Raw genomic sequence first — 26,109 nt, 5'->3', positions numbered from 1 at the left:
GCTACGACCCGCAAGCGCGTTCCCGCCGACCTTACTGGTCCAGAACAGCACCTTGGGCAACAGCCGGGAGACCGAAAAGCTTCCACGCTAGGAACCGGCCCGGTAATGGCGGAACGACTTCACCGACAGCCCCACGGCGAACACGCTCACCGCGCACAGCAGACCGCCGCCGACCCAGGCCGGGACCAGCCCGAACGCCGAGGCGGTGGCCCCCGCCCTCAGGTCGCCCAGGCGCGGCCCGCCGGCCACCACGACGAAGAAGACGCCCTGGAGCCGTCCGCGCATCTCGTCCGGCGCGTACGTCTGCAGGATGGTCTGCCGCCAGACCGCCGAGACCAGGTCGGCGAAGCCGCCCACCGCCAGCAGGGCGACGCAGAGCCACAGGGGCTCGGCCAGGCCCGCCAGAGCCACGCTGAGGCCCCACAGGGCGATCACTATGGTCAGGGCCACCCCCTGGCGGCGTACGCGCCCCACCCAGCCGGAGAAGACGCCGCCGACGACCGAGCCGAGGGCGATCGAGGCCGACAGCGCGCCGAAGGCGAACTCCGAGCCGTCGAAGCGCTCGGCGGCCATCTGGGGGAACAGCGCCCTCGGGAGGGCGAAGGCCATCGCCACGATGTCGACGGCGAAGCTCATCAGCACGATCGGGCTGGTCATGATGTAGCGCAGTCCTTCGACCACGGCCCTGGGTCCGGGCGCGGTCACCTCGCCGAGGGGTTCCAGGGCGGGGAGCCGGTAGGAGGCGTACAGGGTGGCGGTGAAAAGGACCGCGTCGATGGCGTAGGCGGCCGAGAAGTCGGTGGTAGCCAGGATCACGCCGCCGAGGAGCGGGCCGAGCACCGAGCCGAGGCTGGAGAACAGGAAGCTGAGCGTGTTGGCGGCCGGCACCAGGTCGGTCGGCACCAGCCGGGGCACGATGGCCTGCCGGGTGGGCGAGCTGACCGCGAAGCCGCTCGACTGCACGAACACCGCCGCCATGATCACCCACACGCTCTTGGCGGTGAGCGCGTTGATCAGCAGCGCGATCGTGGCCACCCAGGTGAACAGGGAGCTGATCAGCAGCAGCTTGCGCCGGTCCATCGCGTCGGCGACCGCGCCGCCCCACAGGCCGAAGACGACCAGCGGGACCAGGGCGACCGGCCCCATCATGCCGACCCAGAACGACGACTTGGTGATCGAGTAGATCTCGGCCGCGACGGCGACCCCGGTGAGCTGGAACCCGATGAACCCGACGGCCTGACCGGCGAGGAGCCTGCGGTACGCGGGGATGGCCACCGGCCGGGTGTCCGCGAAGTGCCGTTCGAGTGCCGCCCTCACCTTGCTCACGGGGGGACACCATACTCATGGGAGAAATATCACCTATTTCCGGGTTCGTCCTGGTGACAGGCCCGCCCACGAGGGCGGGCCGATCCTCCCGCCCGCCACCGACGATTTCCCCGCCGCCGGTCACGCCTGTGGACAACCGACGATCGCGCCGCGTCACCCACACCCTGTGGACAACCGGCTAGGCGACCCGCGCGGGTAGAGCCTGTGGACGACCGGCTCAGGGCGCCAGGCGCTCCACCGTCCACCCGTCGCCGGCCCGGCGGTAACGGAGCCGGTCGTGCATGCGGTCGCCCCCGCCCTGCCAGAACTCGATCTCGCTCGGCATCACGACGTAGCCGCCCCAGAAATCGGGCACCGGAGGATCTTCGGGCCATCTCTCCGCGAGTTCGTTGTAACGGTTCTCCAGGTCCTCCCGGCTGCGGACGACCGCCGACTGCCGGGAGGCCCACGCGCCGATGCGGGAGCCGTAGGGGCGCGACTGGAAATAGGCCGCCGTGTCTTCGCGGGACAGCCGCCGGACGCGGCCCTCGACGCGAACCTGGCGGCTCATGGCATGCCACGGGAAGACGAGGGCAGCACGGGGGTTCTCGGCCAGGTCGCGTCCCTTGCGGGACTCGTAGTTGGTGAAGAACGTGAAACCTTGCTCGTCGGCGCCTTTCAGCAGAACTGTCCGGGCCGAGGGTCTTCCCCCGGCCGACGCCGTCGCGAGCACCATGGCATTGGGTTCCGGAACTTCGGCGCTCACCGCGTCGTCGAACCAGACGGCGAACTGCGTCATCGGATCGTCGGCCACGTCGAGCAGAGGGTCGCCCTGGTAGTTGCGCCGGAGACCGGCGAGGTGCGATGCGCTGTCCACGGAACGGTATTCTTGCGCGCTTGACAGACGTCGGACACACCAGCCCTAACCAGGGACGACGGCGTTTGGGAGGGACCGGAGGCGACCCGCCACAACCCTGGGGGTTAAATTGACCCGCCGGTATCTCGACATCAAGGCTTTGGACTTCACAAGAGAGGGAGGCGGCCGGGAATGTCCGACTTCAAACCCGGGCTCGAAGGCGTCGTAGCTTTCGAGACGGAGATCGCGGAACCGGACAAAGAAGGGGGCGCCCTGCGGTATCGGGGCGTCGACATCGAAGAACTCGTGGGCCGCGTCCCCTTTGGGAACGTGTGGGGCCTGCTGGTCGACAACGAGTTTTTGCCGGGGCTGCCCCCGGCTGAGCCGTACCCCGTTCCAGTCCACAGCGGTGACATCCGGGTCGACGTCCAGAGCGCGCTGGCCATGCTGGCCCCGGCTCTCGGCTTCCGCCCGCTGCTCGACATCTCCGACACGCAGGCCCGCGACGACCTCGCGCGCGCGTCGGTGACCGCACTGTCGTTCGTGGCCCAGTCGGCCCGCGGCCTCGGCAAGCCGATGGTGCCGCAGTCGAGGGTCGACCAGGCCGAGAGCATCGTCGAGCGGTTCATGGTCCGCTGGCGCGGTGAGCCCGATCCGAAGCACGTGAAGGCCATCGACGCCTACTGGGTCTCGGCCGCCGAGCACGGCATGAACGCCTCGACGTTCACCGCCCGCGTCATCGCCTCCACGGGCGCCGACGTGGCCGCTTCGTTGTCGGGCGCCGTCGGCGCCATGTCGGGCCCGCTCCACGGCGGCGCCCCGGCCCGTGTGCTGCACATGATCGAAGGCGTGGAGAAGCTCGGCGACGCACGCAAGTGGGTGCAGAACGAGCTCGACTCGGGTCAGCGCCTGATGGGCTTCGGCCACCGTGTCTACCGGGCGGAAGACCCGCGCGCGCGGGTGCTCCGCCGGACCGCCAAGGAGCTGGGCGCGCCCCGCTACGAGGTCGCGGCCGCACTTGAGACGGCCGCGCTCGAGGAGCTGCACGCCCGCAAGCCCGACCGGGTGCTCGCCACCAACGTCGAATACTGGGCCGCGGTGATCCTCGACTTCGCCGAGGTGCCCGCGTCGATGTTCACCTCGATGTTCACCTGCGCCCGCACCGCCGGGTGGGCGGCGCACATCCTGGAGCAGAAGCGCACGGGCAGGCTCGTCCGCCCCAGCGCGACCTACACCGGACCGGCGTCCCGCTCGATCAACGAGGTGCCGGGCGCCTCCGAGATCACCCCGGTCTGACCCTTCTTTTCGTGAGGCTCGCGTCCCGTCCGGGACGCGGGCCTTTTCGTTTCTTTGCCACCGGCCCGCTCCCCCGGCGGGACAGGGTGTTTCGCGTCTCATTTCCCATCTCAAAGGCTGGACCGGCGCGTACACCGTTTCGTGACCTCACTAATGTGGGACCCGTGGCTGACATCGTGATCCCCAATGACATCAAGCCCGCCGACGGCCGCTTCGGCTGCGGGCCCTCCAAGGTCCGCACCGAGCAGCTGGCCGCCCTGGCGGCCTCCGGAGCGAGCCTCATGGGCACCTCCCACCGGCAGAAGCCGGTCAAGAACCTCGTCGGCCGGGTCCGCGCGGGCCTGTCCGACCTGTTCTCGCTGCCGGAGGGCTACCAGGTCGTCCTGGGCAACGGCGGCACCACCGCGTTCTGGGACATCGCGTCCTTCGGCCTGATCCGCGAGAAGTCGCAGCACCTGCACTTCGGTGAGTTCTCCTCGAAGTTCGGCGCCGTCGTCAAGAAGGCCCCGTGGCTGGCCGACCCGTCGGTGATCAAGTCCGACCCGGGCACCCACCCGCTGCCGGTCGCGGAAGAGGGCGTCGACGTCTACGCGCTCACCCACAACGAGACCTCGACCGGCGTCGCGATGCCGATCCAGCGGGTGGGCTCCGACGGCCAGCTCGTGCTGGTCGACGCGACCTCGGGCGCCGGCGGCCTGCCGGTCGACGTGTCGCAGACCGACGTCTACTACTTCGCGCCGCAGAAGAGCTTCGCCTCCGACGGCGGCCTGTGGATCGGCCTGTTCTCCCCGGCCGCGCTGGCCCGGGTCGAGGAGATCGCCGCGACCGACCGCTTCGTGCCGGAGTTCTTCAGCCTTCCGGTGGCGATCGACAACTCGTCCAAGGACCAGACGTACAACACCCCCGCGGTGGCGACCCTGTTCCTGCTGGCCGACCAGCTCGACTGGATGAACGGCAACGGCGGCCTGGCCTTCACGACCGGGCGCACCGCCGACTCGGCCGCGCGGCTCTACCAGTGGGCCGAGAAGACGTCCTACACCAGCCCGTTCGTGGCCGACCCGGCGCAGCGCTCCAGCGTCGTCGGCACGATCGACTTCGACGACTCCGTCGACGCCGCCAAGGTCGCCGCGACCCTGCGCGCCAACGGCATCGTCGACACCGAGCCCTACCGCAAGCTCGGCCGCAACCAGCTGCGCATCGCGATGTTCCCGGCGATCGACCCGGCCGACGTCGAGGCCCTGACGGTCTGCGTCGACTACGTCGTCGAGCGTCTCTAGTTCGAAACCGAAGGCCGCGAGGACAACCTCGCGGCCTTCGTCATTCCGTCGACCGCCGCCACCATCGTCGCCCGGTGGCGCTCCCGTCTCCCCTCGTCGGCGGGGCCGCCGAGGGTGCGGATCGCGGGCGGGGTGAGGCTCCACGCCTGCGCGGCGGCCAGCGCGATCATCATGACGTCCATGCCGAGCTCCGCGCCGACCCCGAGAGCGGCCGCGAGCTCCCCCGCCTTCCCGAGGTGGGCGGCCAGTTCGGCCTCGGACGCGTCGGGCTTCTCCAGGGTCTTCCACTGGGTCAGCCGCAGCAGGCCCGGGTCTTCGGCGAACCGGTCGAACAGCCGGCCGGCGTAGCCCGGCAGGTCGCCGGGGGTGAACGGGACCAGGTCGGCCAGCACGCGGTAGCGGGCGTCGAGGACGGCGTCGAAGAGCGCGTCCTTCGAGCCGAAGTAGGCGTAGATGGCCTGCTTGTTGGCCGAGGCGGCCGACGCGATGCGCTCCACCCGGGCCCCGGCGAGGCCGCGTTCGACGAACTCGCCGTAGGCGGCGTCGAGCAGGCGGGCACGGGTCGCGGCGGAGTCGTAGACCATCACGCCCCCGATTGTAATCCAACCGGTTGGTTGAGATATAAATAAACCATCCGGTTGGATTTATTGCTCAGAAGGAGAACCTCCATGACGTCTGCCATCGTGACCGGCGGGGCCTCCGGCATCGGCTACGAGACCGCGCGTGGCCTGGCCGCCGCCGGGATCGACGTGACCCTCGCCGTCCGCGACCTCGAAAGCGGGCGGCGGGCGGCCGCCGAGATCGGCGGCGGGGTCGGGGTGGCCCGGCTCGACCTGGCCGACCTCGCCACCGTCCGCGCGTTCGCCGCAGCGTGGGACCGGCCGCTCGACATCCTGGTCAACAACGCCGGGATCATGGCCCTGCCGGAGCTGACGCGCACCGGCGACGGGTGGGAGCTGCAGTTCGCCACCAACCACGTCGGCCACGCCGCGCTGGCCCTCGGCCTGCACGACGCCCTGGCCGCCGCCGGTAGCGCGCGGGTCGTCGTGGTCGCCTCGGCCGCCCACCTGATGTCGCCCGTCCACTTCGACGACCTGCACTTCGAACGGCGGCCCTACGACCCCTGGCAGGCCTACGCCCAGTCGAAGACGGCCAACATCCTGTTCGCGGTGGGGGCGGCCGAGCGGTGGAAGGGCGACGGGATCACGGTCAACGCGGTGCACCCCGGCGGCATCATGACCAACCTCCAGCGCCACCTCGACGAGGCCGCGCTCGCATTCGTCGGGGCCAAGGACGAGCACGGCGCCACGCTCGCGGTGCCGCCGGGCTGGAAGACGCCGGAGCAGGGCGCCTCGACGTCTCTGCTGGTCGCGACCGGCCCCGTCGGCGTGACGGGGCGCTACTTCGCCGACGACCGGGAGGTGCCGGTCGGGCCCGAGCTGGCGGCGTACGCCGTCGACCCCGTGCTGGCCGACCGGCTCTGGGAGGAGACCGGCCGGCTGCTGGCGGGCTAGTCGAGGGAGGGCGGCGGGACCCAGCCGGGCGGTTGCTCCGCCGGGGACCGGCCGGCGCGGCGGGCCAGTTCGTCGAGCAGGCGCAGGGCGTCGTCGAGGTCGACGCTCTGGGCGAACCGCGACAGCACCGGAGAGCGGTCAGGACTCTCCGCGAGGGCCGTCAGCATCAGCTCGGTCAGGTGTTCCTCGCGCGACTTCGTGGCGCCGTAGCGGAACGCCTTGCGTTCGGCGGTGCGGAACAGCAGCCGTTTTCGCACCAGCCGTTCGGCGACCGTCTGGATGGTCGTGTACGCCCACGGTTTCTCGGCCCGCTGGTTCAGCAGCGCCTGTATTTCGCGGATGAGCAGCGACTCCTTGGCGTCCCACAGAACGTCCATGATCGCGCGCTCCAGGGGCCCCAGGTTCACGAAATCGATTCTGTCAGGCTCTTCGCAGGTCGCGCCATGCGAACAGTGATCCGATCGTGCTCATTCGATGCTCGCGGTCGAGACTCGGGTAACGGGCGGCTTCCTGCGGCGCAGCACCCACGCCGCCACCACGCCGCCGATCAAGCCGAACAGGTGGCCCTGCCACGAGATGCCCGTCTCGCCCGGCAGGGCGCCCAGCAGGATCGACCAGTAGAGCGCGGCGACGATCACCCCGAGCACGATGTCGAGCAGCCGGAAGTCGAACAGGCCGCGCGCCACGACGTAGCCGAAGTAGCCGAAGACCAGCCCGCTGGCGCCCAGCGTGTTGGACCCGGCCGCGCTCACCACCCAGACCCCGAGGCCGCTGGTCACGATGATGATCAGGCTGGCGCCCAGGAAACGGCCGAAGCCGCGTACGGCCGCCAGGGAGCCGAGGATCAGCAGCGGCACCGAGTTGGCCATCAGGTGGGGGAATCCGACGTGCAGGAACGGCGCGGTGAAGATGTGGGCCAGGCCCTCGGGCTCATGAGCCTCGATGCCGTAGTCGTCGAGCCAGCCGTCGCCGACGTAGTCGACGACCTCCAGCGCCCACATGAGCCCCACCACGAGCACCATCAGCAACACGGCGCCGAAGACCCCGGCCAGCAGGCCATGCACCTTCTGGGCGGTCGTGGGGGGAGTCTCGTCGCTCATGCCATAACGGTACGCAGTTCTCGTCATGAACGCGGAGTTCCCCCCAAGCGATCGATCATTCACCCCGCCATACCGGCGCCCTCTTCTCGGCGAAGGCGGCGGCGCCCTCCATGGCGTCCTTCGAGCCGAAGATCGGGTTCATGATCTCCGACTGCCTGGCGAACATCTCGTCGAGCGGCCAGTCGACCGACTCGACGACGATCCTCTTGGTGCCCGCGAGCGACAGCGGCGCGTTCTGGGCGATCTTCCCGGCCAGTTCCTTGGCCGCGGCGACCGCCTCGCCCTCGGCGACGACCCGGTTGACCAGGCCCAGCTCGTAGAGGCGCTGCGCCGGGTAGAAGTCGCCGGTCAGGGCGATCTCCATGGCCACGTGGTAGGGGATGCGGCGGGGCAGCCGCATCACGCCGCCCGCGCCGGCGATCAGGCCGCGCTTGGGCTCGGGCAGCCCGAACTTGGCCGACTCGGCGGCCACGATCAGGTCGCACGACAGGGCCAGCTCGAACCCGCCCGCCAGGGCGTAGCCCTCGACGGCCGCGATCAGCGGCTTCTTCGGCGGCGACTCGGCCAGGCCGCCGAACCCCCGGTCGGGCACGAACGGCATGTCGCCGGTCAGGAAGCCCTTCAGGTCCATTCCGGCGCAGAACGTGCCGCCCGCGCCGGCCAGGACCAGGACCGACACGTCGGGGCGGGCGTCGAGCTCGTCGACGGCGGCCGCGATGCCCTGGGCGACCGCGCCGTTGACCGCGTTCTTGGCCTTCGGCCGGTTGATCGTCAGGACGGCCACGTTGCCGTCGACCTCGACCAGTACTTCATCGGACATGGCGAGTCTCCTTACTTGGGCTGGAAGCGGATGCCGCCGTCGAAGCGGATGACCTCGCCGTTCATGTAGTCGTTCTCGATCAGCGAGCGGACCAGGTGGGCGAACTCGGCGGCGGTGCCCATGCGCTTCGGGAACGGCACCGGCGCGGCCAGGTGGGCCTTGAACGCCTCGGACTCGGGCCCGGAGCCGTAGATCGGGGTGTCGATGATGCCGGGGCAGATCGTCAGCACCCGCACCCCGATCGCGGCCAGGTCGCGGGCCGCCGGGAGGGTCATGCCGATGATGCCGCCCTTGGACGCCGAGTAGGCCACCTGGCCGGTCTGCCCTTCGATGCCCGCCACCGACGCGGTGTTGATCACCACGCCGCGCGCGTTGTCGGCGTCGGCCGGCTCGGTCTTCGCCATCGCCGCCGCGCCGATGCGCATGAGGTTGAAGGTCCCGATCAGGTTGACGTCGATCACCTTCTTGTACGACGCCAGGTCGTGCGGCGAGCCGTCACGGTTGACCGTGCGGGAGGCCCAGCCGATGCCGGCGCTGTTGACCACCGCCCGCAGCGGCTTGCCCACCGCGACGGCCGCGTCGACGGCGGCCTGCACGGAAGCCTCGTCGGCGACGTCGGTGCGGACGAACAGCCCGCCCAGCTCGTCGGCCAGGGCCTTGCCGCGCTCCTCGTTGAGGTCGGCGATGACGACGGTCGCGCCGATTCCGGCCAGCTCGCGGGCGGTGCCCTCACCGAGCCCGCTCGCCCCGCCGGAGATGATCGCTACACAGTTCCTCAGGTCCATACGCGGACCATAACCAAAGAACCGAATGAAGTTCTACTCGGGGTGGCCCAAAATCGCGGTGTCGACGTCGGGATAGACCTTGATCCGCCGGTCGAGCCCGGTCGTACGGAGAATTCGCGCCACGGGCGCCTGCGGCGCGGCGAGGGTCACGCCGCCGCCCTCGCTGGTCGCCAGCCGCCACGCCTCGATGAGCACGCTGAGGCCGCTGGAGTCCATGAACGACAACGACGTCAGGTCGAGCACCAGCACGGCGCCGTCCTGTTTGATCGCGTCGCGCACCTCGTCGCGCAGGAAGGGGGCGGTGAACAGGTCGAGTTCCCCCTCGACGGCCACCACCACGGCACCGGAGAGTGATCTCCGGGCAAGCCGCAGTTTCATTGTCGAACCTCCTCCGCGAGGCCCACTTTACTGGTGCATCACCGTGAGTGAGGTGCTTGAACCGTAAGATCGCCTTGTGACGGATGCCGGGATTCGGCTGCCCCAGGAACAGGTCAGCCCGCTGAGGGCGGTCCTGCGCCGGCTCTGGTACGCCCTCGGGGCCCTCGGCGCCGTGTTTCTGCTGGTCGCGTCCGACCTCGACGGATACAAGGACAGCTACGACGGCAAGGTGTCGCTGCTCGACGCGCTCTACTACGCCACCGTCACCGTCTCGACGACCGGCTACGGCGACATCACCCCGACCTCCGATCTGGCGCGGTTGATCAACATCGTGCTGGTGACCCCGCTCCGGATCGTGTTCCTGGTCATCCTCGTCGGCACCACCCTCGAAGTGCTCACCCGGCGGACCAGGGAAGATTTCCTCACCAACCGCTGGAGGTCCAAGTTGACCGGGCACACCGTCGTGGTCGGCTACGGCACCAAGGGCCGGGCCGCCGTGCGCACCCTCCTCGACAACGACCGCAGCCGCGACTCGATCGTGGTGATCGACCCCAACGGCGGCGTCGTCCACGAGGCCAACGAAGACGGCTTCGTGGGCGTGGTCGGCGACGGCACCCGCAGCAGCGTGCTCAGGAGGGCCCGGATCGAGACCGCCAAGGAGGTGATCATCTCGACCCAGCGCGACGACACGACCGCCCTGGTCGTGCTGACCGCCCGCAGCCTCAACCCGAAGGCCACGATCGTGGCGGCGGTCAGGGAGTCGGAGAACGACCCGCTCGTGCGCAGCAGCGGCGCCGACGTCGTGATCACCTCGTCGGAGGCGGCCGGGCGCATGCTCGGCGTGGCCACCCAGAGCCCCGCCGTCAGCACGATCATCGACGACTTCCTCATGTACGGCACCGGCCTCGACCTCTACGAGCGCCCGGTCAGGCCGGGCGAGGTCGGCGGCACCTGCGACCAGGCCGAGGGCATGGTCGTGGCGGTCGTGCGCGACGGCAGGGTCATCCCCTACGCGAAGGTGCCCTCACTGCAGGCCACCGACCGGCTCGTCGTCATCCACGTGCCGGAGGACTAGGCACGGCGAAGCCGTAGGGCAGCTCCAGGCGGTGCTCGGCGAGCAGGTCGCCGTCGGCCAGGATCTCGCGGGTCGGCCCGTCGGCCGCGATCACCCCGCCCGACAGGATCACCGAGCGGTCGCAGAGCTCCAGGGCGTAGGGCAGGTCGTGGGTGACCATCAGGACGGTCACGTCGAGCCCGCGCAGGATCTCGGCGAGCTCCCGGCGGCTGGCCGGGTCGAGGTTGGACGAGGGCTCGTCCAAGACCAGGATCTCGGGGTCCATGGCCAGCACGGTCGCCACCGCGACCCGGCGGCGCTGGCCGAACGACAGGTGGTGGGGCGGCCGGTCGATCACCTCGGCCATGCCGACCTTCTCCAGCGCCGTGACGACCGCCTGGTCGAGCTCGGCGCCGCGCAGGCCCATGTTGGCCGGGCCGAAGGCGACGTCCTCGCGCACGGTGGGCATGAAGAGCTGGTCGTCGGGGTCCTGGAAGACCAGGCCGACCCGCCTGCGCACCTCTTTGAGGTTCTCCTTGCGGACCGGCAGCCCGGCCACGCTCACCTCGCCGTGCCCGGCGGTCAGGATGCCGTTGAGGTGCATGACCAGCGTGGTCTTGCCGGCGCCGTTGGGCCCCAGCAGGGCCACCCGCTCGCCCTTGGCGATCGAGAGGGTGACCCCGAAGAGGGCCTGCGTGCCGTCGGGGTAGGCGAAGGCCAGGTCGCGGACGTCGAGGGTCATGACACGAACAGTACGGCCGAGGCCACCACGGGCAAGACGGCGGCCATGGCCCACTGCGCCTTCGGCGCCCGGCCGTCGGCCAGCGCGGGCATGACGCCCGTGTACCCCCTGCTGAGCATGGCCAGGTGCACCCGCTCGCCGCGTTCGTACGACCGGATGAACATCGCCCCCGCCGACTTGGCCAGCACGGGGGCCTGCCGGAAGTCCCGGGCGGCGAAGCCCCGGGACTCGCGGGCGACCCGCATGCGGCGCATCTCGTCGAGGATGACCTCCAGGTAGCGCAGCATGAACGTGGCGATCTGGATGAGCAGCTGGGGCACCCGCAGGCGCTGTGCGCCCAGGAGCAGGGCGCGCGGCTCGGTGGTGGCGGCCAGCACGATCGAGGCCGCCACCCCCAGGGTGGCCTTGGCCAGGATGTTCCAGCTCGCCCAGAGCCCGGCGACGCTGAGCGGCACGCCCAGCACCTCGACCCGCTCCCCCATCCCGATGAACGGGATGGCCACGGCGAACAGCACGAACGGGAGCTCGACCGCCAGGCGCTTCAGCACGTATCCCGGGGGGATCCTGGCGAGGAGGACGACGACCGCGAGGCTCAGGGCGTACAGGAGAAACGCCAGGAACCTTTCTCGCGGCGTCGCCACCACCACCACGGCGAAGAGCACGACGGCGAGCAGCTTGCACTGCGGCGCCAGCCGGTGGATCGGTGAGTCGCCCGGCCGGTAGAGCCCTTTCACGCCGCGTTCTTCTGGCGGACCGCCCAGAGGATGGCCCCGCCGACCAGCAGCGTGATCGCCACGCCGATGATCCCGGCGACACCGACCGGGATGCCGCCGACGTCGCCGTAGTCGGCCAGGAAGAAGCCGCCGAACGAGTGGTCGGTGGCCGCGCCGAGGAAGCCCTCGTCCTCGGCGACCCGCTCCAGGCCGTCGGGCGAGGAGGAGGCGAAGAAGCTGACGACGCCCGCGAGCAGCAGGGCCACGATGCCGCCGCCGATGAGGAACGGGCGGACCGGCTTGGGCGTGGTCTCGGGCCGGGCCGGCTCGACGACCTGCTCGCCCGCGGCGGTCTTCAGCACGAGGGGCTTGGTGAGGAAACGGGCGCCGTACACGAGGTCGGGACGGACCGCCAGGACGCTGCTGACGGTGACCGCGGTGATCAGCCCCTCGCCGATGCCCACGAGCACGTGGACGCCGCCCATGGCGGCGAACACGGCGCCGGCCTCGATCGGCGCGGTGCCGCCGATGGTGAAGAGCACCGCGAAGGTCAGCGCGGCGATCGGCACCGAGATCAGCGCCGCCACGAACGACCCGGCGATGACCGCGGCCCGGTTCCTGGCCACCCGGGTGACCAGCTGGAAGATGCCCCAGCCGACCGCCGAGGGGATGATCGCCATCAGCACGATGTTGATCCCGAGCGCGGTCAGCCCGCCGTCGGCGAAGAAGAAGCCCTGGACGAGGAGCACGACCGACACGCAGAGGACCGCTGTGTAGGGCCCGACGAGTATCGCCGCGAGCGCGCCGCCGAGGAGGTGCCCGGACGTGCCCGCCGCGATGGGGAAGTTGAGCATCTGGACGGCGAAGATGAACGCCGCGACCAGGCCCGCCATCGGTGCGGTCCGGTCGTCGAGCTCGGTCTTGGCCCGCCGCAGGGCCACGGCGACTCCGGCCACCGCCACGACACCGGCGCCGATGGCGACGGGGGCGGTGAAGAAGCCATCTGGAACGTGCACGTCGTTCCTCCACTTTTGTACGAATTTTCCACAACGGTAGAGCAGTTGCGAAACATTCGCATTAAGAGGAAGTGTGGATCAGGCGACGCTCTTTCCGCAGGCTGAGGGTGCCCGTCTGGGTCAGGTAGGGCAGCGCCACGAGGTCGTCGGTGAACCGGGCCGGCAGCGCGATGTCGCGGTCGCCTTCGAGCCGCGCCTGCCGCACGATGCCGTCGCATTCGGCGGTGACGTAGACGTCCCAGACGTCCTGCGGGTCGCCGTCCTTCAGCAGCAGCCCTATCTCGGCTTCGGGGAAGCCTTCGAGGGCCGCGGTGAACTCGATGCGCAGCCGGTCGCCCTCCCAGGCGACGTTCGTGAGCGCCCGGTGCAGCGGCGCCTCGGAGATGCGCGCCAGCCGTTCGAGCCGGGGATGGTCCTGCAACGAGGCCAGCCGCGCCCGGTCGGCGGCGTCGAGCTGGGCCCGCACCCCCGGGGTGACCCAGGCGGCGCACCGGTGCGCGACCGACCGGACGATCGCGTCGCGCGCCTCGGCGTCGGCCCCGAGGAAGGGCTCGGCCAGGTCGGGCAGCACGTCGCGGGCGATGTGCCGGGCGATCAGATGGTCGCGCAGCACCCCGCTGGGCAGATGGCTCTGCACCCGGCGCACCAGCCGGTCGGGGTGGTGCCGCCGCTTCTGCTGCCGCCCCCGCACGGTCGCGATCCGCTCGGCGTGACAGTAGGCGTGCACGACGAAGTCGGCCGCGTCGGTGAACGGAATGCGGTCGCGGAACCCGGTCCGGAACAGCTTGGCCAGCGACAGGTCGTCGTAGATGTCGCCGAGCAGCGCGTCGTCGCTGGCCTCGGGCGCGAGGGCGACCAGGTCGGCGCCGGTCCGGTCGGCCGTCTCGATCATGAGGTCGAGCGGCGGCGGCGGATGGTCGCCGGCGAAATAGGTGTAGCGCCCCCGCGTGAGGGCGGTCTCGGGACGGTCGACGATGTGGACGTCGCGGTGGAGGCTCGCGTAGAGCCGGGCGAGCCGCGAGTCGGCCACGAGGATCTCTTTGGAGGCCCGCAGAGCCAGCGCGTGCGTCAGCCACCTGTCCAGGTGCACGGACCCGGCGGCCGAGACGACGACGCTGACGTCAAATGGGTGGTGACGTTGCGCGTTCATCGCTGGACATTATGTGAGCGCGGCACGGTTTCCCGGGCGAGGACGTGGGGATATGGCCCGAGGTCTAGTCCCGGGCCACACCACGTGGGTGATCAGGCCCCTGGTTCCTTGTGGGTGGTGACCGCGACGCGGTTCCAGGCGTTGATGGTGGCGATGGCCACCACGAGCGCCGCGAGCTGCGCGTCGTCGAAGTACTTCGCCGCCTCCCCCCACGCCTCGTCGCTGACGCCGGTGGAGTCGGCGAGCCGGGTCGCCTCCTCGGTCAGCGCCAGGGCCGCCCGCTCGGCCGGGGTGAACGACGGCGTCTCCCGCCAGGCCGCCACGCCCCAGATGCGTTCGTCGGGCTCCCCGGACTTCTTCATGTCGGAGCTGTGCATGTGCACGCAGTAGGCGCACCCGTTGATCTGACTGGCCCGCAGCTTGACCAGCTCCAGCACCTGCGACGGCAGAGCGCTGGAGTGCAGGTAGCGCTCCACGCCCAGCATCGCCTTGTACGCCTCGGGCGCAACAGCGCCGATGTCCATCCTCATTGCAGACTCCTCAGCTTCTCTGGATTGCGGACGACGTCGACCGCGACGATTCGTCCGTTCTGGACCGCCAGCCCGTAGACGGCCGGCGGATCGTCCCGGACCAGCCCCGGCGACCCGTTGACCACGGCCGGCCGGAATTCGCCGTCCTTGACGATGGCGACCAGGAACCGCGCGACCTTGCCGGCCCCCCGAATGGGCCGCAGCGCGGCCTTGACCAGCCCTCCCCCGTCACTGCGCAGGACCACATCGGGATCGAGCACCGCGAGCAGCCCCTCGATATCCCTCCCCGCGCACGCCGCCGCGAACGCGTCGACCACCCGCTTGTGGTCGTCGACGTCGACGTCGAACCGGGGGGCCTTGTCCTGGACGTGCCTGCGAGCCCTGGCGGCGAGCTGACGGCAGGCGGCGGTCGTCCGGCCCACCGCCTTCGCCACCTCGTCGAAGGGCACGCCGAAGACGTCGTGGAGGACGAAAGCCGTGCGCTCGGCCGGGCTGAGGCTTTCGAGGACCACGAACATGGCCATGCTGAGCGACTCGTCGAGCGTGACCCGGTCGGCGGGGTCGGCGTCGACCACCGGCTCGGGGAGCCAGGGGCCCACGTACTCCTCCCTGCGCTTCCTGGCCGATTTCAGGACGTCCAGGGCCAGCCTGGAGACGGTGACGACCAGCCAGGCCTCTACGTCGTCCGGCGGCTCCGCCTGGTTCAGGCGCAGCCAGGCCTCCTGGACGACGTCCTCGGACTCTTGGAGATCGCCGAGGAGGCCGTAGGCCAAGCGGACAAGTCTTGGCCGGATTGCCACATACGGTTCCACGCTAAGTAGGACGAGGCAGGGCACAGGGATGTGACATGGACTTCATCGAACTCAGCGAACGGGCGTGGCGGGCCAACCGCGAGGGAGACGCCGCCTTCTACGACGGGTACCTGACCGACGAGCCGGTGGCGATCTCGCCCTGGGGGGTGGAGACGGACCGGGAGACGATTCTGCGGACCTTCGCGGAGAACGAGAACCCGTACACGCGGACGGAGCAGTCTGGGCACCGGGTGGTGCAGCTGAGTCCTACCTCCGTCGTGCACACGGCGCGGGTGGAAATCGACTCGGCGCGGGGGACGATGGTCGTCTACGCGACCACGACCATGGTTCTCGACGCTTCCGGGGACTGGCGGGCCGCGGTGTTTCAGATCACGCCCGTGGCTTAGCGGACGGCCTGGCAGCTGAGGCCGTCACCGGCGATCCTGGTCGCGCTTGCGATGACGTCCGTCGTGAGGTGCTTGCAGGCTAGGTAGGGGTCGCCGGTTCCCCGGAAGATCAGGCCGGAGCCTTGGGGGGTGTAGCACCTGAGGCCGCTCGCTTCGTAGAGGCCAAGCCAGGCTTGCGGGTGGATCTTGGCGGTGCAGTATTCGCCGATGCTGAGGGGGCCGAAGTTGAGGTTGACGATGACGGCCTGAGCTGGGGTTGTGAGGACGGTCGTCGCGGTGAGGGCGGCGGCGGCCACGAAGGTCAGGGCGCGGCGGAGCATGGGACCTCCTGGGGATGAGGGTCGTCATGCGGAGTATTTATTAGGAAACTTTCCTATGCAAGATGTCTTTGACGTGCGCAAACGTAGATTTATTTGCGGATGGTCATCACTCAGTGATCTGATCGGCCGAAACGGCGGTCCCGGTGCCCGGGCCGTCACGTAGCGAAGCGAATATTGACTATCAGTTCAAAATAGGGCGAAATAGGGTTGGCGCGAAGAAGGGTGTGCCGGTTGGCGAACAACCACGAACTCACGACCCCGCTGCCCGAAAACGTATTTCCGGCAAACCTCGACGTCGCGGAATTGCTGGCCACGGGATGGCGGCCGTCCCCCTTTCGGCAGTTCATCCTGAAGGTGCACAGCCGATGCGATCTCGCCTGCCCGGGCTGCTACGTGTATGAAATGGCCGACCAGGGCTGGCGCGGTCAGCCACGCCAAATGCCGCCCGACGTCGTGAAGCACACGGCATTCCGCATAGCGGAACACGCCCGCACCCACCGGCTGGCCGATGTCGACGTCATCCTGCACGGAGGGGAACCGCTTCTCGCCGGGCCGGAATCCCTCTCGCATATCGTGCGGACCATCCGCGGGGAATGCTCGGAGGTCGGCACCCGCGTACGGGTGAGCATGCAGACCAACGGGGTCCGCCTGAACGAGGCCTACCTGAGGCTCTTCGATGAACTGGACATACGCATCGGAGTCAGCCTCGACGGCACGGCGGCGGCACACGACAGAACCCGGCTGTTCGCGAACGGGAGAGGCAGCCACCGCCAGGTGAGCCGGGCGCTGCGGCTGCTGACCGACGGCCCGTTCCACCATTTGTTCGCCGGCATCCTGTGCACGATCGACCTGAGAAACAACCCCTTGGAGACCTATCGCGCATTGCTGGAATTCGACCCGCCGAGCGTCGATTTCCTGCTGCCCCACGGCAACTGGGCGGCGCCGCCCCCGGAACGCGAGCCCCTTTCTCCGCTGACGCCTTATGCCGACTGGCTCATCGAGATATTCGACGAGTGGCGGGGAGCGGCGACGTTCCGTACCGAGATCAGGCTGTTCCACGAGATTCTCCGGCTGCTTTCCGGCTTCCCGTCCCGGACCGAGGCTGTCGGGTTGTCGCCTTCATTGATGATGGTCGTGGAGACGAACGGCGACATCGAACAGTCCGACATCCTGAAATCGGCGTATGAGGGCGCTTCGGCGACCGGCCTGCACGTGCGGGACCACCCGTTCGACGCGGCCCTCGGCTTCCCCGCGATCGTCGCACGGCAACTCGGCGCCGCCGCGCTCGGACCGGAGTGCACCGCCTGCGACCTGATGGAGGTGTGCGGCGGCGGACTGTACGCCCATCGTTTCCGCCCGGGCGCCGGCTTCCGCGCTCCTTCGGTCTACTGTCCCGACCTCTACCGGCTGATCTCGTACATCAGCGATCGGCACGCCCGTGACACCGCCCGATTGAAGGGACGTGTATGAATACGGTCTCTGACAAGACCTTCCGCGCGCTGGCCGAGGAACCCGCCAACGCGGAAGCGGCTGAAGAGCTCAACGGCATACAGGTCCGCCGCCGCATCGGGCTGCTCCGGGGAGTCGCCGAGGAGGCCCGGTTGTCGAGTCACGCCGACGCCGCCCTGGCCGGCGCGGCCTACACCACCCTGCTCCAGTTGGAGGCCGACGCCCCCGCCGCGGTGGGCCGGATCCTGCAGCACCCCGCCGTCGGCGCCTGGGGCTGGCGGACGTTCCGCTCCCTGCGGACACGAGGCCCGGAACGACCCGGCCGGCTGGCGGCCGTCGCCCTGGCGGCGGCCGTCTTCTCCGGCGCGTCGTGCCGGTTGACGGTGCTCCTCGACGACGACGGCGGGCTCATGCTGCCGGGTCTCGGCCGGCTGACGCCCTCGGGGACGTCAGGGGACGTCGAAGTGGCCGACGGCGTCATCCACGCCGGCGACTGGAGCGCCGCCGCCGACCCGGCCGCCGACGCTCCCGGCTGGCAGGTCCTGCACCGGATCCGCATCGACGACGGCTTCTCCGTCACCCTCGACGACCTCGACCCCTACCGCTGGCCGGAGCCGGGCCGCGTGACGCCCCGGCTCGCCCCCGAGGACCTGCCCGCCTGGCGGTCGCTGCTCCCCGAAGCCTGGCACGTCCTGCGCGAGAACCATCCGGGCGTCGCCGAGGAGGTCGTGGCGATCGTGCGGGCCCTCACCCCGATCGCGGCCCCGCCGGAGGGCGTCAGCAGTTCCTCGGCCAGGGAGACCTTCGGCACCATCGCCATGTCGGCCCCGAAGGGCTCCCCCGCCTGGCTCGCCGAGACCTTCGCCCACGAGATCCAGCACGCCAAGCTCGACGCGCTCATGCACCTGGTGCCCCTGGTGCGCTACGAACGCACCGACACCTTCTACGCCCCCTGGCGGCCCGACCCCCGTCCCGCCCACGGCCTTCTCCAAGGCGCCTACGCCTACCTGGGGGTCACCGAGTTCTGGCAGCGCCAGCATCCGTACGAAGGCGTCCGCGGCCGCATCGAACTCGCGCGGTGGCGGGAGGGCGTGCGGCTCGTCCTCGACACACTGGAGAACGAGCGGCTCCTCACCTCCGCCGGGATCACCTTCGTCGAGGGGATGCGCGTCCGCCTCGGCTCGGTGCTGGCCGAGACGCTCGACGAAGAGGCGCTGACCGCCGGCAAGGAGGCGGCAGACGGGCACCGGGCCTCCTGGGAGGCCCGGTACGGGTCGTCAGATCGGTAGCGGGTCGAAGTCGCAGTCGATCCGGACGCCCGACGCGGCGGTCACCGCGTCGGGCTGGCCGAGGTCGAGCCGCTCCAGGTAGAGGCCGGCCGCCTCGGCCTTGAGTTCGTCCGCGTCGGGCGCGCCGACGGCCGCCCGGTCGAGAGCCAGGTTGGCGGTGCAGGCCAGGGCCAGGAAGTGGTCGTGGCCGAACAGGCGCCTGAGGTGGTCGAGCGTGACCTCACCCTGCTCCCGCGCCTCCTCGATCCGGCCCAGGGCGGCCAGATCGCTGGCCAGGTTCACCGCGCACGAGAGCACGTAGTGGTGGTCGGGGCCGAGCCGCTTGGTCAGCTTCTCGCGGGCGGTCTCGTTGAGGAGGCGCGCCTCTTCGGGCTTGCCGAGGAGGCGGTGCAGGATCGCCAGGTTGGTGGTGCAGGCGAGCGTGAACGGATGGTCGTCGCCGTAGACCGACGGATAGGTGACGGTCATCTCCTGGGCCAGTTCGTACGCCTCGGCGAGGTCGCCGCGTACGCGCAGGGCGTTGGAGACGTTCACGGCGGCCGCGATCGTGTCGGGGTGGCGGGGGCCGAAGAGCCGGGCCAGCCGGGTGTGGGTGTCTCGGGCGTTGTCGATGGCCTCGTTGAGGGCGCCCGCGCGCCGTTGGGCGATCGACAGGTCTTTGGCGGTGATCAGGGTGGCCCAGTGGTCGCGGCCGAGCTTCTGGACCCCGAACGCCAGGGCGGCCTCCCCCGTGTCGCAGGCCTCCTCGAAGCCGTTGGTGAGCCGCACGGCCCGGGCCATGCTGTTGCGCGAGAGCAACACGATCTCGGCGCTGGCCGGGTTGATCGCCTCACTCTGAGCCAGGTAGACCTCGGTATGGAGCTGCCTGGCCTGGTCGTATCTGCTGTTGAGGCCGTAGTCGAGGGCGAGGCTGTTCTTGGCCCGGAGGGTGAGCACGTGGTCTTCGCCGAGCAGGCGCTCGTGCAGTTCGACCGAATCCTCGTCGAGCTCGAGTGCGGCCCGGAAGTCACCGCGGGCGCGCATGCTGCCCCCGAGGCCGTTGGTGGCGATCAGGGTCTCGGGGTGCTCCGCGCCGAACTCGGCGATCACCTCGTCGAGAGTGGCGCGGTCGAGGTCGTAGACCTTGCTGTACTCGCCCATGCGCCGCAGGATGTTGGCCTGGTGGCGGCGGGCCCGCAGGACGTCGGGGTGGTTCTCGCGGGATTTGCCCCAGTCGGTGATGAAGGTGTCGACCAGCTCCAGCGCCGACGGGTAGTTACCGGAGGAGTAGAGGTAACGGACCACGTTGAGGGCGAACTCCCGGACTTCGGGCTCCGAGGACCCCAGCAGTTGTGAAGGGCCGACGTGGGGCACCAGATCGGCGAAGTCTCCCCATTTGGAGTTGTCGTCGGGCGCCTGCGGCGCGCTTCCCGCGAGCAGGCGGTGGACCTCTTCACGATGCCGCTTCTGCCGCTCGTCGTCGAGGTCGGCCCGAAGCAGAGCCTGAATCAGCCGGTGGACCTGGATCGTCCGGTTGTCGGGGTCGCTCCGGATCAGCGCGTAGCGGCTGAGCTCCTTCACCGACTTGTCGAACATGATCGGGTCGGCCAGCAGTTTCTCCAGGCTCGGGGCCTTGGCCTTGTTACCGCGCCGGAACACGTCGAGGGGGATGGGGTCGGGCCCGAAGAAGGCGCAGCATCGCAACAGGTTGAGCGCGATCTGGAGGCGTTCTTCCAGCAGCGCCATCGACACCCGCCAGGCCGCCGTCATCGTCAGCGGGTAGTCCTTGGCCCGGTCGGTGTCGAGCAGTCGCGCCGTCTGCTTGTCGAGGAGCTCGATGTAGTCGTCGACCGTCATGGTGCTGCGCCGCTGCAACGCGCCGACCTGCTCGAGCGCCAGCGGCAGATCGCCCAGCTTGTCGGCCAGCCGAAACGCCTCGTCCTCCTTGATGCGTGACCCCAGCCTCTTCGTCAGGAACTCGATGCTCTCCTCCCGGGAGAACACGTCGACCTGCAGGGACCGGAACTGGTCGTCCCAGTTCGGGTCGCGCGAGGTGATGATCACATGGCCGGGCCCACGGGGGATGAACTTCTCGATCCGCGCGTCTTCCGCGTTGTCGAAGATCAGCAGCCAGTTGTTGTACGGAGTGCCGTTCTCCAGCGCCTCACGCACGGCGTCGGCCGCCTCCTCCACGCCCACGACCGATGCGGGGGTGAGCCCCAGATGAGGAGCCATCGCCGCCAGGGCGGAGGAGACCAGGTAGTACTGGTCGGCCGGGATCCACCAGATCAGGTCGTAGTGCTGGCGGTAGCGGTAGGCGTACTCGATGGCCAGGTGAGTCTTGCCGACACCGCCGTACCCCTGCAGCGCCTGGGGCAGTGGGATGACGGCGGTCACCGACCGAGTGCCCTCGCGTAGCTGGCGCAGCAGGCTCTCCCGGCCGGTGAAGTTCCGGTTCTGGGGTGGGACCCGCTCGAAGATCTCCGGTTGCTTGTCCCCGATTGAATGCGTCGCTAGCGAGGAGGATTCGGCGACCATCAGACCTCCGCTGCTTCCATGAAAAGATTACTTGCTTCGCGCCAGAGCCTGTTCAAAACTCATCTATACAGCAAGTTCGTCAATGGTGCCCGGGCCGCGAAAGGCGGCCAACCGTAATTCCCATTTCGGCTGCCGCTGAAGGCGAGGACTTAATGATCGATGCTGCGCGTGGTACTGCGGCGAACGGGGAACCACTCCTGAACGCCGCCGGCGAAGTGCCTTACGCAACCCTCCGCGGGCTGCTGGAACACTTCGTCGAAGCCCCTGCCACGACGAGTTCGGGGTTCCAGAACTTCATCTGACGCAACGGCGGGAGGGTCGTGTACCGATGATGATCCGCGCCCTCCCGGCCACCTGCCCGCAGGGCCGAAAAAATCCCACCGGTCATCTCACGGCGACTGGCTCTACAGTCAGGAACGAACATCGGGCCGATGAGGTGGAGCAATGCATGGGCGAAATGCGCGACGAGGATTGGGAACGGCTCATCTACCAATTGAGGGCCGGCCACTGCACCCCTTTCGTGGGCGCGGGCGCCTCAGCGAGCGTTCTCCCATCGGGCGCCGAGCTCAGTGAGAGGCTCGCGGCCATGTGCGGCTACCCGGGTCCGAACGGATCCGAGCTGCTGCGGGTGGCCCAGTACGCGGGCGTGAAATACGGCGATCTCCACTACGTCAAGAACCGGGTCAGAGACGTGCTGACCGAAGACGCCAGGACACCCGACTTCACCAACCCGAACGAGCCCCACGCCCTGCTGGCCGACTTCCCGCTGCCGGTCTACCTGACCACCAACTACGACGACTTCATCGTCCAGGCCCTGGCGACCCGCACGAAGTCGGCCATCGCGACCATCTGCCCGTGGACCGAAACCATCGCCCCCGACCCGCTGTTCGCGGAGACCCCCGGCTTCAACCCCAGCCCGGCGACCCCGCTCGTCTACCACCTGCACGGCGCGATGCGCGATCCGGCCAGCTTCGTGCTGGCCGAAGACGACTACATGGTCTTCCTGCGCAACTTCATCATCGAGCGCACCAACGGCACGACCCGGATGTTCCCTCCGTCGATCCTCGCGGCGCTGACCACCCGTCCGCTGCTGTTCGTCGGATACAGCCTGCAGGACTCGACGTTCCGGATGTTGTTCCAGGAGCTCGGCCGGTCGATCCCGGCGATCAGCAGGCGCCGCCACGTGAGCATCCAGCTCGCCCCCACCTCGGGCTCCACCATCGAGGACATAAAGGGCCTGCTGAACTGGTACTACGCCGAGTGGCAGATCTCGGTCTACTGGGGCGGCATCGACGAGTTCTGCAAGGAGTTACGCGAGCGGATGGGAGCCATGCCGTGACCGGCCGAGATCAGCCGACCCTCGAACCCTACGTCGGCCTGCGTGCCTTCCGCCGCCAGGACAGCGGCAAGTTCTTCGGCCGGGCACGCGAGGCGCACGAGGTCTGCGATCTCTGGCGATCCAACCAGATCACGGTGTTGTCGGGCCCGTCGGGCGCGGGCAAGACCTCGCTGCTCAACGCGGGCGTCATGCCCCTGCTCGATCCGTCGCAGAACGACATCCTGCCGGTGGGCCGGGTCTCGGTCACCTCCACGTTTCCCCGGGCGGCGCTGCCCGAACACAATCCCCACGTCTACGCGCTGCTGTCGTCGTGGTCTCCCGGAGAACGTCCCTCTCGGCTGGCCAGCCTCACTCTCGAACGGTTCTTCAGACGCCGCCCGCCCAGGCAGGACCGCTACGGCGACCCGGTGCTCCGCCTGGCCTCGATCGACCAGGCCGAGGAGCTGTTCCTGGGAAACCACCGGCGGACGCCCTATCACGAGTGGTTCCTCGACCAGCTCGTCACGGCTCTCAGCACGGATCCCGACCTGCGCGTGCTGATCTCGATCAGGAACGACCAGGCCGGCGCGATCCTCCGCGACGAACGTCTCCTCGACGTCATGACCAAAGGCCGTTTCACCCTCGGGGCCCTGGAGCCACCGGCCGCGACCCAGGCGATCGTGGGGCCGCTCACCGGCACCCCCTACTCCTTTGACGACGCCGCCGCCCAGCGGCTGATCGACGACCTGAGCGGAGACGGCACCGCCCCGGAGTCGAAGGCCATCGAACCCGTCCAGCTCCAGGTCGTCTGCACGGTCCTGTGGGATTCGCTGCCTCCGGACGTCACCCACATCACCACCGACCATGTCATCCGGTACGCCAACGTGCGCAAATCGCTGGAGAAGTTCGTCGACCAGACGATCGCCGAGGTCGCCCGCGACCACCTCGACGGCGACACCGCACGCCTGCGCGCCTGGCTGCGCGACAACTTCATCGCCGACTCGGCCAAGACGCCGGTCTACCGGGGCGAGACCATGACGGCCGGAATCCCGAACGACGTGGTCGCCGCCCTGGTCGACCACCACATCCTCACCCCGCGCCCGGGCGTCACGGGAGACGACGCCCAGTGGTACGAGCTGTCACACGAGAGCCTCGTCCGCCTGATCCGTGCGGAGGCCGGCGACGTGGTGGTCGACAGCCGAACCGCCCAGCAGCTCCTCCACACCGCCCAGCACGCCCTCCGAGAGGGCGACTTCGCCCGCGCCCGCCGCGACGCCAGAGACGCGTTCGACCGGACCGACTCCTCCCGGCTCAAGGCCGAGATCGAGTCGTTCCTAGGAGACGTCGCCTTCCAGGACGCCCGGTACGCGACGGCCATCGACCATTACCGCGAGGCAGCCGCCCTCTTCGACGTCCACGGGCGCACGGAGAGCGTGGGCCGCCTTCTGGCGGCAAGCGGCCGGGCCCGTCGCGCGCTCGGCGAGACGCGACGCGCCATTCAGGACATCAAGTCCGCGATTCAACGGGTCCCGGACGATCAGGGCATCCGCATCGAGCTCGCGTGGACCTACTGGCACGGGCGCCACGACGACAACGCGCTCAAGACGCTCGACCGTGTGCTCGACGACGACCCCACCTCGTGGCCCGCCCTGCGCGCCCGCGCCGAGATCCTGCTTCATCTTCACCGTGTCGACGAGGCGCTGCTCGACTTCTCCCGTCTCGGCCCGATACGTGAGCCATGGGTCCGCGCCGCCTACGCGTACGCGCTGGCGCTGCGCGGGGACATCGACGAAGCGCGGAATGAGATCACGATCGTACGCGCGACCACGATGGAACACGGTCCAGCCCTCCTTTACGCGGCTCTGGTCGAGCAACAGGCCGGAAATGCCGCAGAAGCGGCCGACCTCGCCGCAGCCGCGATGGCGGCGAAGGCACCACCACTCCCGGTACATCTCCACCGCCTGGCTGAGCGGTGGGCCGATGGCCAGTGAGGCCATCCGCAGGCCCACCGCGCCGACCACCGCCTCGAATCTCGGCGCGTCGAAAACGCCGTAGACGCCGTACGTCGCGTACCGGCGCACGATCGTGATCGTCCACGACACGATTCGCCACACCAGCAACAGGCCCGCCACGAAGGCGAAGCCCCAGGCCAACATGAAAGCAGCCTGATCGACGTCGTATACGGTGACCAGCGCGCCGCCCAACGGGGCCGCGACCGTCACCGCGGTGTGGCTGAGAAGGCGCGAGACACTCGCCACCCGTGCGCGTTTTCGACGCCTGACGTAGACCCCCTCATAGCTGCGCATGGCGATGTTGGTGGCGGTACCCCATCCGGTCAGCAGCAGGCCCAGCGAGAACGACACCGGGCTGGGATGCAGGGCGATGGCCAGCATGGCGACGGCCGCGACGCCGAGCTGAACATAGAGCACCCAGTTCTCGGGACGGATGGTCCTGGCCAGGAGCGTGCCCAGGGTCCCGCCGATGCTCCCGAACATGAGGTAGAACCCGATGTCGGCGGCGCCGAGTTCCGTCGCGTACCCGGCGATGAAGACGACGATCAAGGCATTGATCATCAGATTCGTCGTGCTCGTCAGGATGACGGCGACCATCAGGAACCGATGCCGGGCCAGCTCTCGCAGCCCCTCTCCCATGGACGCCCACAACGGCTCCCGCCGCCCCCGCACTTCGGTCCGCCGCACCCGCGCCGAAGGAACCGTCACCGCAGAGACGAGAAGAAAGAACGGCGCGACGAGGAAGGGCACGGCGTGCTGCAGGCCGTAGAGGAACCCGGCCAGCGGCCGAGCGATCAAGGAACCCACCTGGGTGCTGCGCTCGCTGGAGGCGAGGAACCGGGTCAGCCGCTCACTGCGGACCATCGGAATCAGGGCCGCTTCGGCGAGAGAATAGGCGATCCACATCGCGCCCTCGACGAAGGCGGCGACCAGGATCACCGGAAGGGACAGGAAGTCGAAGACCAGTAGAACGCCGACAAGGAGCAACATAAGTCCACGAACAACTTCGACCACTCTCATAAGTCGAGAAGGGTCGATTCTGTCTATGATCGCACCGAAAGGCAGATAAAACAGGAATCCAGGCAGCGCGAGCATGAAACTTGCCCAACCAACCGCCATTGGGGAGCCAGAGTGATCCAGCGCAAGGAGTGGATACGTCAGAGACAACGTTCGAGCCACGACCGTTGTGCTGGTGAGACCTACCCAGAAACCCAACAGCGACTGCCGCCGATCCACCCGCGGACCACCTTTCAGCTTTCGGCCCGCGGCAGGCCCATCTTCGTCGCAACGCTCTGATCACCAGCGACGCGAGGCAGAGACCCGGGCACCGCGGGGCTTCTCTGCCTAAAATTTCTTACTTTAGCGTCATATTTCTAACGCTTAAAGCACGATGCCAAATAGATTGTCAGGCACAGGAAAATCGACCCCAAAACGGAGATTCGGCCTGCTTACGGACCGTCTCGTATGGGA

General features: G+C 69.1%; 25 protein-coding genes and 1 pseudogene. 9 read left to right on the top strand and 17 right to left on the bottom strand.

Annotation, left to right across the window (positions count from 1 at the left end):
• Positions 1–87: 87 nt before the first annotated feature.
• Entirely contained in the window at positions 88–1,326 is a 1,239-nt protein-coding gene (locus AW274_RS13795; protein ID WP_062431379.1) for an MFS transporter, read from the bottom strand.
• 217 nt (positions 1,327–1,543) lie between these two features.
• A complete protein-coding gene (pdxH, locus tag AW274_RS13790) occupies positions 1,544–2,182 on the bottom strand; it encodes a pyridoxamine 5'-phosphate oxidase (RefSeq protein ID WP_062431378.1) in 639 nt (212 codons plus the stop codon).
• Positions 2,183–2,353: 171 nt separating this feature from the next.
• Between pdxH and AW274_RS13785 the strand changes: the two genes are divergently transcribed.
• Both AW274_RS13785 and serC read left to right on the top strand, forming a co-directional pair.
• Entirely contained in the window at positions 2,354–3,457 is a 1,104-nt protein-coding gene (locus AW274_RS13785) for a citrate synthase 2 (protein WP_062431377.1), read from the top strand.
• 164 nt (positions 3,458–3,621) lie between these two features.
• Positions 3,622–4,734, top strand: a complete 1,113-nt coding sequence (gene serC, locus AW274_RS13780) for a phosphoserine transaminase (protein ID WP_062431376.1) — start codon at positions 3,622–3,624, stop codon at positions 4,732–4,734.
• On the opposite strand, the gene AW274_RS13775 is transcribed toward serC, so the two are convergent.
• Positions 4,731–5,318: a TetR/AcrR family transcriptional regulator gene (locus AW274_RS13775; RefSeq protein WP_062431375.1), complete on the bottom strand. Its 588-nt coding sequence runs from the start codon at positions 5,316–5,318 to the stop codon at positions 4,731–4,733. The genes serC and AW274_RS13775 overlap by 4 nt on opposite strands.
• An 84-nt stretch (positions 5,319–5,402) precedes the next feature.
• On the opposite strand from AW274_RS13775, the gene AW274_RS13770 reads away from it, so the two are divergent.
• The gene (locus AW274_RS13770; protein WP_062431374.1) at positions 5,403–6,248 is read left to right on the top strand and encodes an SDR family NAD(P)-dependent oxidoreductase; all 846 of its coding nucleotides are present in this window, start codon (positions 5,403–5,405) and stop codon (positions 6,246–6,248) included.
• Here the strand turns inward: AW274_RS13770 and AW274_RS13765 are convergent.
• Genes AW274_RS13765 through AW274_RS13745 form a run of 5 tightly spaced genes read right to left on the bottom strand, consistent with a single transcriptional unit; the run spans position 6,245 to position 9,331 of the window.
• Positions 6,245–6,655 carry a BlaI/MecI/CopY family transcriptional regulator gene (locus AW274_RS13765; protein WP_062431373.1) on the bottom strand — a complete coding sequence of 137 codons (411 nt, stop codon included), beginning with the start codon at positions 6,653–6,655 and terminating at the stop codon, positions 6,245–6,247. The genes AW274_RS13770 and AW274_RS13765 overlap by 4 nt on opposite strands.
• 60 nt (positions 6,656–6,715) lie before the next feature.
• Positions 6,716–7,348: a rhomboid family protein gene (locus AW274_RS13760; RefSeq protein WP_083974130.1), complete on the bottom strand. Its 633-nt coding sequence runs from the start codon at positions 7,346–7,348 to the stop codon at positions 6,716–6,718.
• A 55-nt stretch (positions 7,349–7,403) separates the two neighbouring features.
• Complete coding sequence (locus tag AW274_RS13755) at positions 7,404–8,168, bottom strand: crotonase/enoyl-CoA hydratase family protein (protein ID WP_062431372.1); 765 nt, start codon at positions 8,166–8,168, stop codon at positions 7,404–7,406.
• 11 nt (positions 8,169–8,179) lie between these two features.
• Positions 8,180–8,953: an SDR family NAD(P)-dependent oxidoreductase gene (locus AW274_RS13750; RefSeq protein ID WP_062431371.1), complete on the bottom strand. Its 774-nt coding sequence runs from the start codon at positions 8,951–8,953 to the stop codon at positions 8,180–8,182.
• Positions 8,954–8,986: 33 nt separating this feature from the next.
• Positions 8,987–9,331, bottom strand: a complete 345-nt coding sequence (locus tag AW274_RS13745; RefSeq protein WP_030451563.1) for an STAS domain-containing protein — start codon at positions 9,329–9,331, stop codon at positions 8,987–8,989.
• A 76-nt stretch (positions 9,332–9,407) separates the two neighbouring features.
• Between AW274_RS13745 and AW274_RS13740 the strand changes: the two genes are divergently transcribed.
• Positions 9,408–10,406 (top strand): potassium channel family protein, encoded by a 999-nt coding sequence (locus AW274_RS13740; RefSeq protein ID WP_062431370.1) that lies wholly within the window; start codon positions 9,408–9,410, stop codon positions 10,404–10,406.
• On the opposite strand, the gene AW274_RS13735 is transcribed toward AW274_RS13740, so the two are convergent.
• The 6 genes from AW274_RS13735 to sigJ form a co-directional block, all read right to left on the bottom strand.
• Positions 10,384–11,127: an energy-coupling factor ABC transporter ATP-binding protein gene (locus tag AW274_RS13735; RefSeq protein ID WP_062431369.1), complete on the bottom strand. Its 744-nt coding sequence runs from the start codon at positions 11,125–11,127 to the stop codon at positions 10,384–10,386. The genes AW274_RS13740 and AW274_RS13735 overlap by 23 nt on opposite strands.
• Entirely contained in the window at positions 11,124–11,861 is a 738-nt protein-coding gene (gene cbiQ / locus AW274_RS13730) for a cobalt ECF transporter T component CbiQ (RefSeq protein ID WP_062431368.1), read from the bottom strand. The genes AW274_RS13735 and cbiQ overlap by 4 nt, the downstream gene beginning before the upstream one ends.
• A complete protein-coding gene (locus AW274_RS13725; RefSeq protein ID WP_062431367.1) occupies positions 11,858–12,856 on the bottom strand; it encodes an energy-coupling factor ABC transporter permease in 999 nt (332 codons plus the stop codon). The genes cbiQ and AW274_RS13725 overlap by 4 nt, the downstream gene beginning before the upstream one ends.
• Before the next feature lie 61 nt (positions 12,857–12,917).
• Positions 12,918–14,006, bottom strand: coding sequence for a hypothetical protein (locus AW274_RS13720; protein ID WP_062431366.1), 1,089 nt, complete (start codon positions 14,004–14,006; stop codon positions 12,918–12,920).
• Between the two features lie 92 nt (positions 14,007–14,098).
• Positions 14,099–14,536 carry a carboxymuconolactone decarboxylase family protein gene (locus AW274_RS13715; RefSeq protein WP_062431365.1) on the bottom strand — a complete coding sequence of 146 codons (438 nt, stop codon included), beginning with the start codon at positions 14,534–14,536 and terminating at the stop codon, positions 14,099–14,101.
• Positions 14,533–15,336, bottom strand: coding sequence for an RNA polymerase sigma factor SigJ (sigJ, locus tag AW274_RS13710; RefSeq protein WP_269750562.1), 804 nt, complete (start codon positions 15,334–15,336; stop codon positions 14,533–14,535). The genes AW274_RS13715 and sigJ overlap by 4 nt, the downstream gene beginning before the upstream one ends.
• Positions 15,337–15,383: 47 nt before the next feature.
• Between sigJ and AW274_RS13705 the strand changes: the two genes are divergently transcribed.
• Positions 15,384–15,734 (top strand): nuclear transport factor 2 family protein, encoded by a 351-nt coding sequence (locus AW274_RS13705; protein WP_062431363.1) that lies wholly within the window; start codon positions 15,384–15,386, stop codon positions 15,732–15,734.
• On the opposite strand, the gene AW274_RS13700 is transcribed toward AW274_RS13705, so the two are convergent.
• On the bottom strand, positions 15,731–16,054 hold the full coding sequence (locus tag AW274_RS13700) for a hypothetical protein (protein ID WP_062431362.1): 324 nt from the start codon (positions 16,052–16,054) through the stop codon (positions 15,731–15,733). The genes AW274_RS13705 and AW274_RS13700 overlap by 4 nt on opposite strands.
• 222 nt (positions 16,055–16,276) lie before the next feature.
• Here AW274_RS13700 and AW274_RS13695 point away from each other — a divergent pair, with 222 nt between their 5' ends.
• On the top strand, positions 16,277–17,524 hold the full coding sequence (locus AW274_RS13695; RefSeq protein WP_439648768.1) for an FxsB family cyclophane-forming radical SAM/SPASM peptide maturase: 1,248 nt from the start codon (positions 16,277–16,279) through the stop codon (positions 17,522–17,524).
• Positions 17,521–18,792: an aKG-HExxH-type peptide beta-hydroxylase gene (locus AW274_RS13690; RefSeq protein ID WP_062431361.1), complete on the top strand. Its 1,272-nt coding sequence runs from the start codon at positions 17,521–17,523 to the stop codon at positions 18,790–18,792. Before AW274_RS13695 ends, AW274_RS13690 begins: the two co-directional genes overlap by 4 nt.
• Here the strand turns inward: AW274_RS13690 and fxsT are convergent.
• Entirely contained in the window at positions 18,781–21,309 is a 2,529-nt protein-coding gene (gene fxsT, locus AW274_RS13685; protein ID WP_062431360.1) for an FxSxx-COOH system tetratricopeptide repeat protein, read from the bottom strand. The genes AW274_RS13690 and fxsT overlap by 12 nt on opposite strands.
• 448 nt (positions 21,310–21,757) lie before the next feature.
• On the opposite strand from fxsT, the gene AW274_RS13680 reads away from it, so the two are divergent.
• On the top strand, positions 21,758–22,648 hold the full coding sequence (locus AW274_RS13680; RefSeq protein ID WP_198169167.1) for an SIR2 family NAD-dependent protein deacylase: 891 nt from the start codon (positions 21,758–21,760) through the stop codon (positions 22,646–22,648).
• The gene (locus AW274_RS13675; protein WP_062431358.1) at positions 22,645–24,618 is read left to right on the top strand and encodes a tetratricopeptide repeat protein; all 1,974 of its coding nucleotides are present in this window, start codon (positions 22,645–22,647) and stop codon (positions 24,616–24,618) included. Before AW274_RS13680 ends, AW274_RS13675 begins: the two co-directional genes overlap by 4 nt.
• A 522-nt stretch (positions 24,619–25,140) precedes the next feature.
• On the opposite strand, the pseudogene AW274_RS42965 reads toward AW274_RS13675, so the two are convergent.
• Positions 25,141–25,818 (bottom strand): annotated as a pseudogene (locus AW274_RS42965) (MFS transporter); the annotation flags it as partial.
• Between the last annotated feature and the right edge of the window lie 291 nt (positions 25,819–26,109).

The organism is Herbidospora daliensis (assembly GCF_001570585.1).
Classification (GTDB): domain Bacteria; phylum Actinomycetota; class Actinomycetes; order Streptosporangiales; family Streptosporangiaceae; genus Herbidospora; species Herbidospora daliensis.
This window is presented reverse-complemented; position numbering and strand designations above follow the sequence as displayed.

Bases quoted from the DNA above. Each gene is read 5' to 3' on its own strand.
- AW274_RS13785 (WP_062431377.1), top strand. From the start codon at position 2,354: ATGTCCGACTTCAAACCCGGGCTCGAAGGCGTCGTAGCTTTCGAGACG.
- AW274_RS13775 (WP_062431375.1), bottom strand. From the start codon at position 5,318: ATGGTCTACGACTCCGCCGCGACCCGTGCCCGCCTGCTCGACGCCGCC.
- AW274_RS13770 (WP_062431374.1), top strand. From the start codon at position 5,403: ATGACGTCTGCCATCGTGACCGGCGGGGCCTCCGGCATCGGCTACGAG.
- AW274_RS13760 (WP_083974130.1), bottom strand. From the start codon at position 7,348: ATGAGCGACGAGACTCCCCCCACGACCGCCCAGAAGGTGCATGGCCTG.
- AW274_RS13755 (WP_062431372.1), bottom strand. From the start codon at position 8,168: ATGTCCGATGAAGTACTGGTCGAGGTCGACGGCAACGTGGCCGTCCTG.
- AW274_RS13750 (WP_062431371.1), bottom strand. From the start codon at position 8,953: ATGGACCTGAGGAACTGTGTAGCGATCATCTCCGGCGGGGCGAGCGGG.
- AW274_RS13745 (WP_030451563.1), bottom strand. From the start codon at position 9,331: ATGAAACTGCGGCTTGCCCGGAGATCACTCTCCGGTGCCGTGGTGGTG.
- AW274_RS13735 (WP_062431369.1), bottom strand. From the start codon at position 11,127: ATGACCCTCGACGTCCGCGACCTGGCCTTCGCCTACCCCGACGGCACG.
- AW274_RS13720 (WP_062431366.1), bottom strand. From the start codon at position 14,006: ATGAACGCGCAACGTCACCACCCATTTGACGTCAGCGTCGTCGTCTCG.
- AW274_RS13715 (WP_062431365.1), bottom strand. From the start codon at position 14,536: ATGAGGATGGACATCGGCGCTGTTGCGCCCGAGGCGTACAAGGCGATG.
- AW274_RS13705 (WP_062431363.1), top strand. From the start codon at position 15,384: ATGGACTTCATCGAACTCAGCGAACGGGCGTGGCGGGCCAACCGCGAG.
- AW274_RS13700 (WP_062431362.1), bottom strand. From the start codon at position 16,054: ATGCTCCGCCGCGCCCTGACCTTCGTGGCCGCCGCCGCCCTCACCGCG.
- AW274_RS13690 (WP_062431361.1), top strand. From the start codon at position 17,521: ATGAATACGGTCTCTGACAAGACCTTCCGCGCGCTGGCCGAGGAACCC.
- fxsT (WP_062431360.1), bottom strand. From the start codon at position 21,309: ATGGTCGCCGAATCCTCCTCGCTAGCGACGCATTCAATCGGGGACAAG.
- AW274_RS13680 (WP_198169167.1), top strand. From the start codon at position 21,758: ATGGGCGAAATGCGCGACGAGGATTGGGAACGGCTCATCTACCAATTG.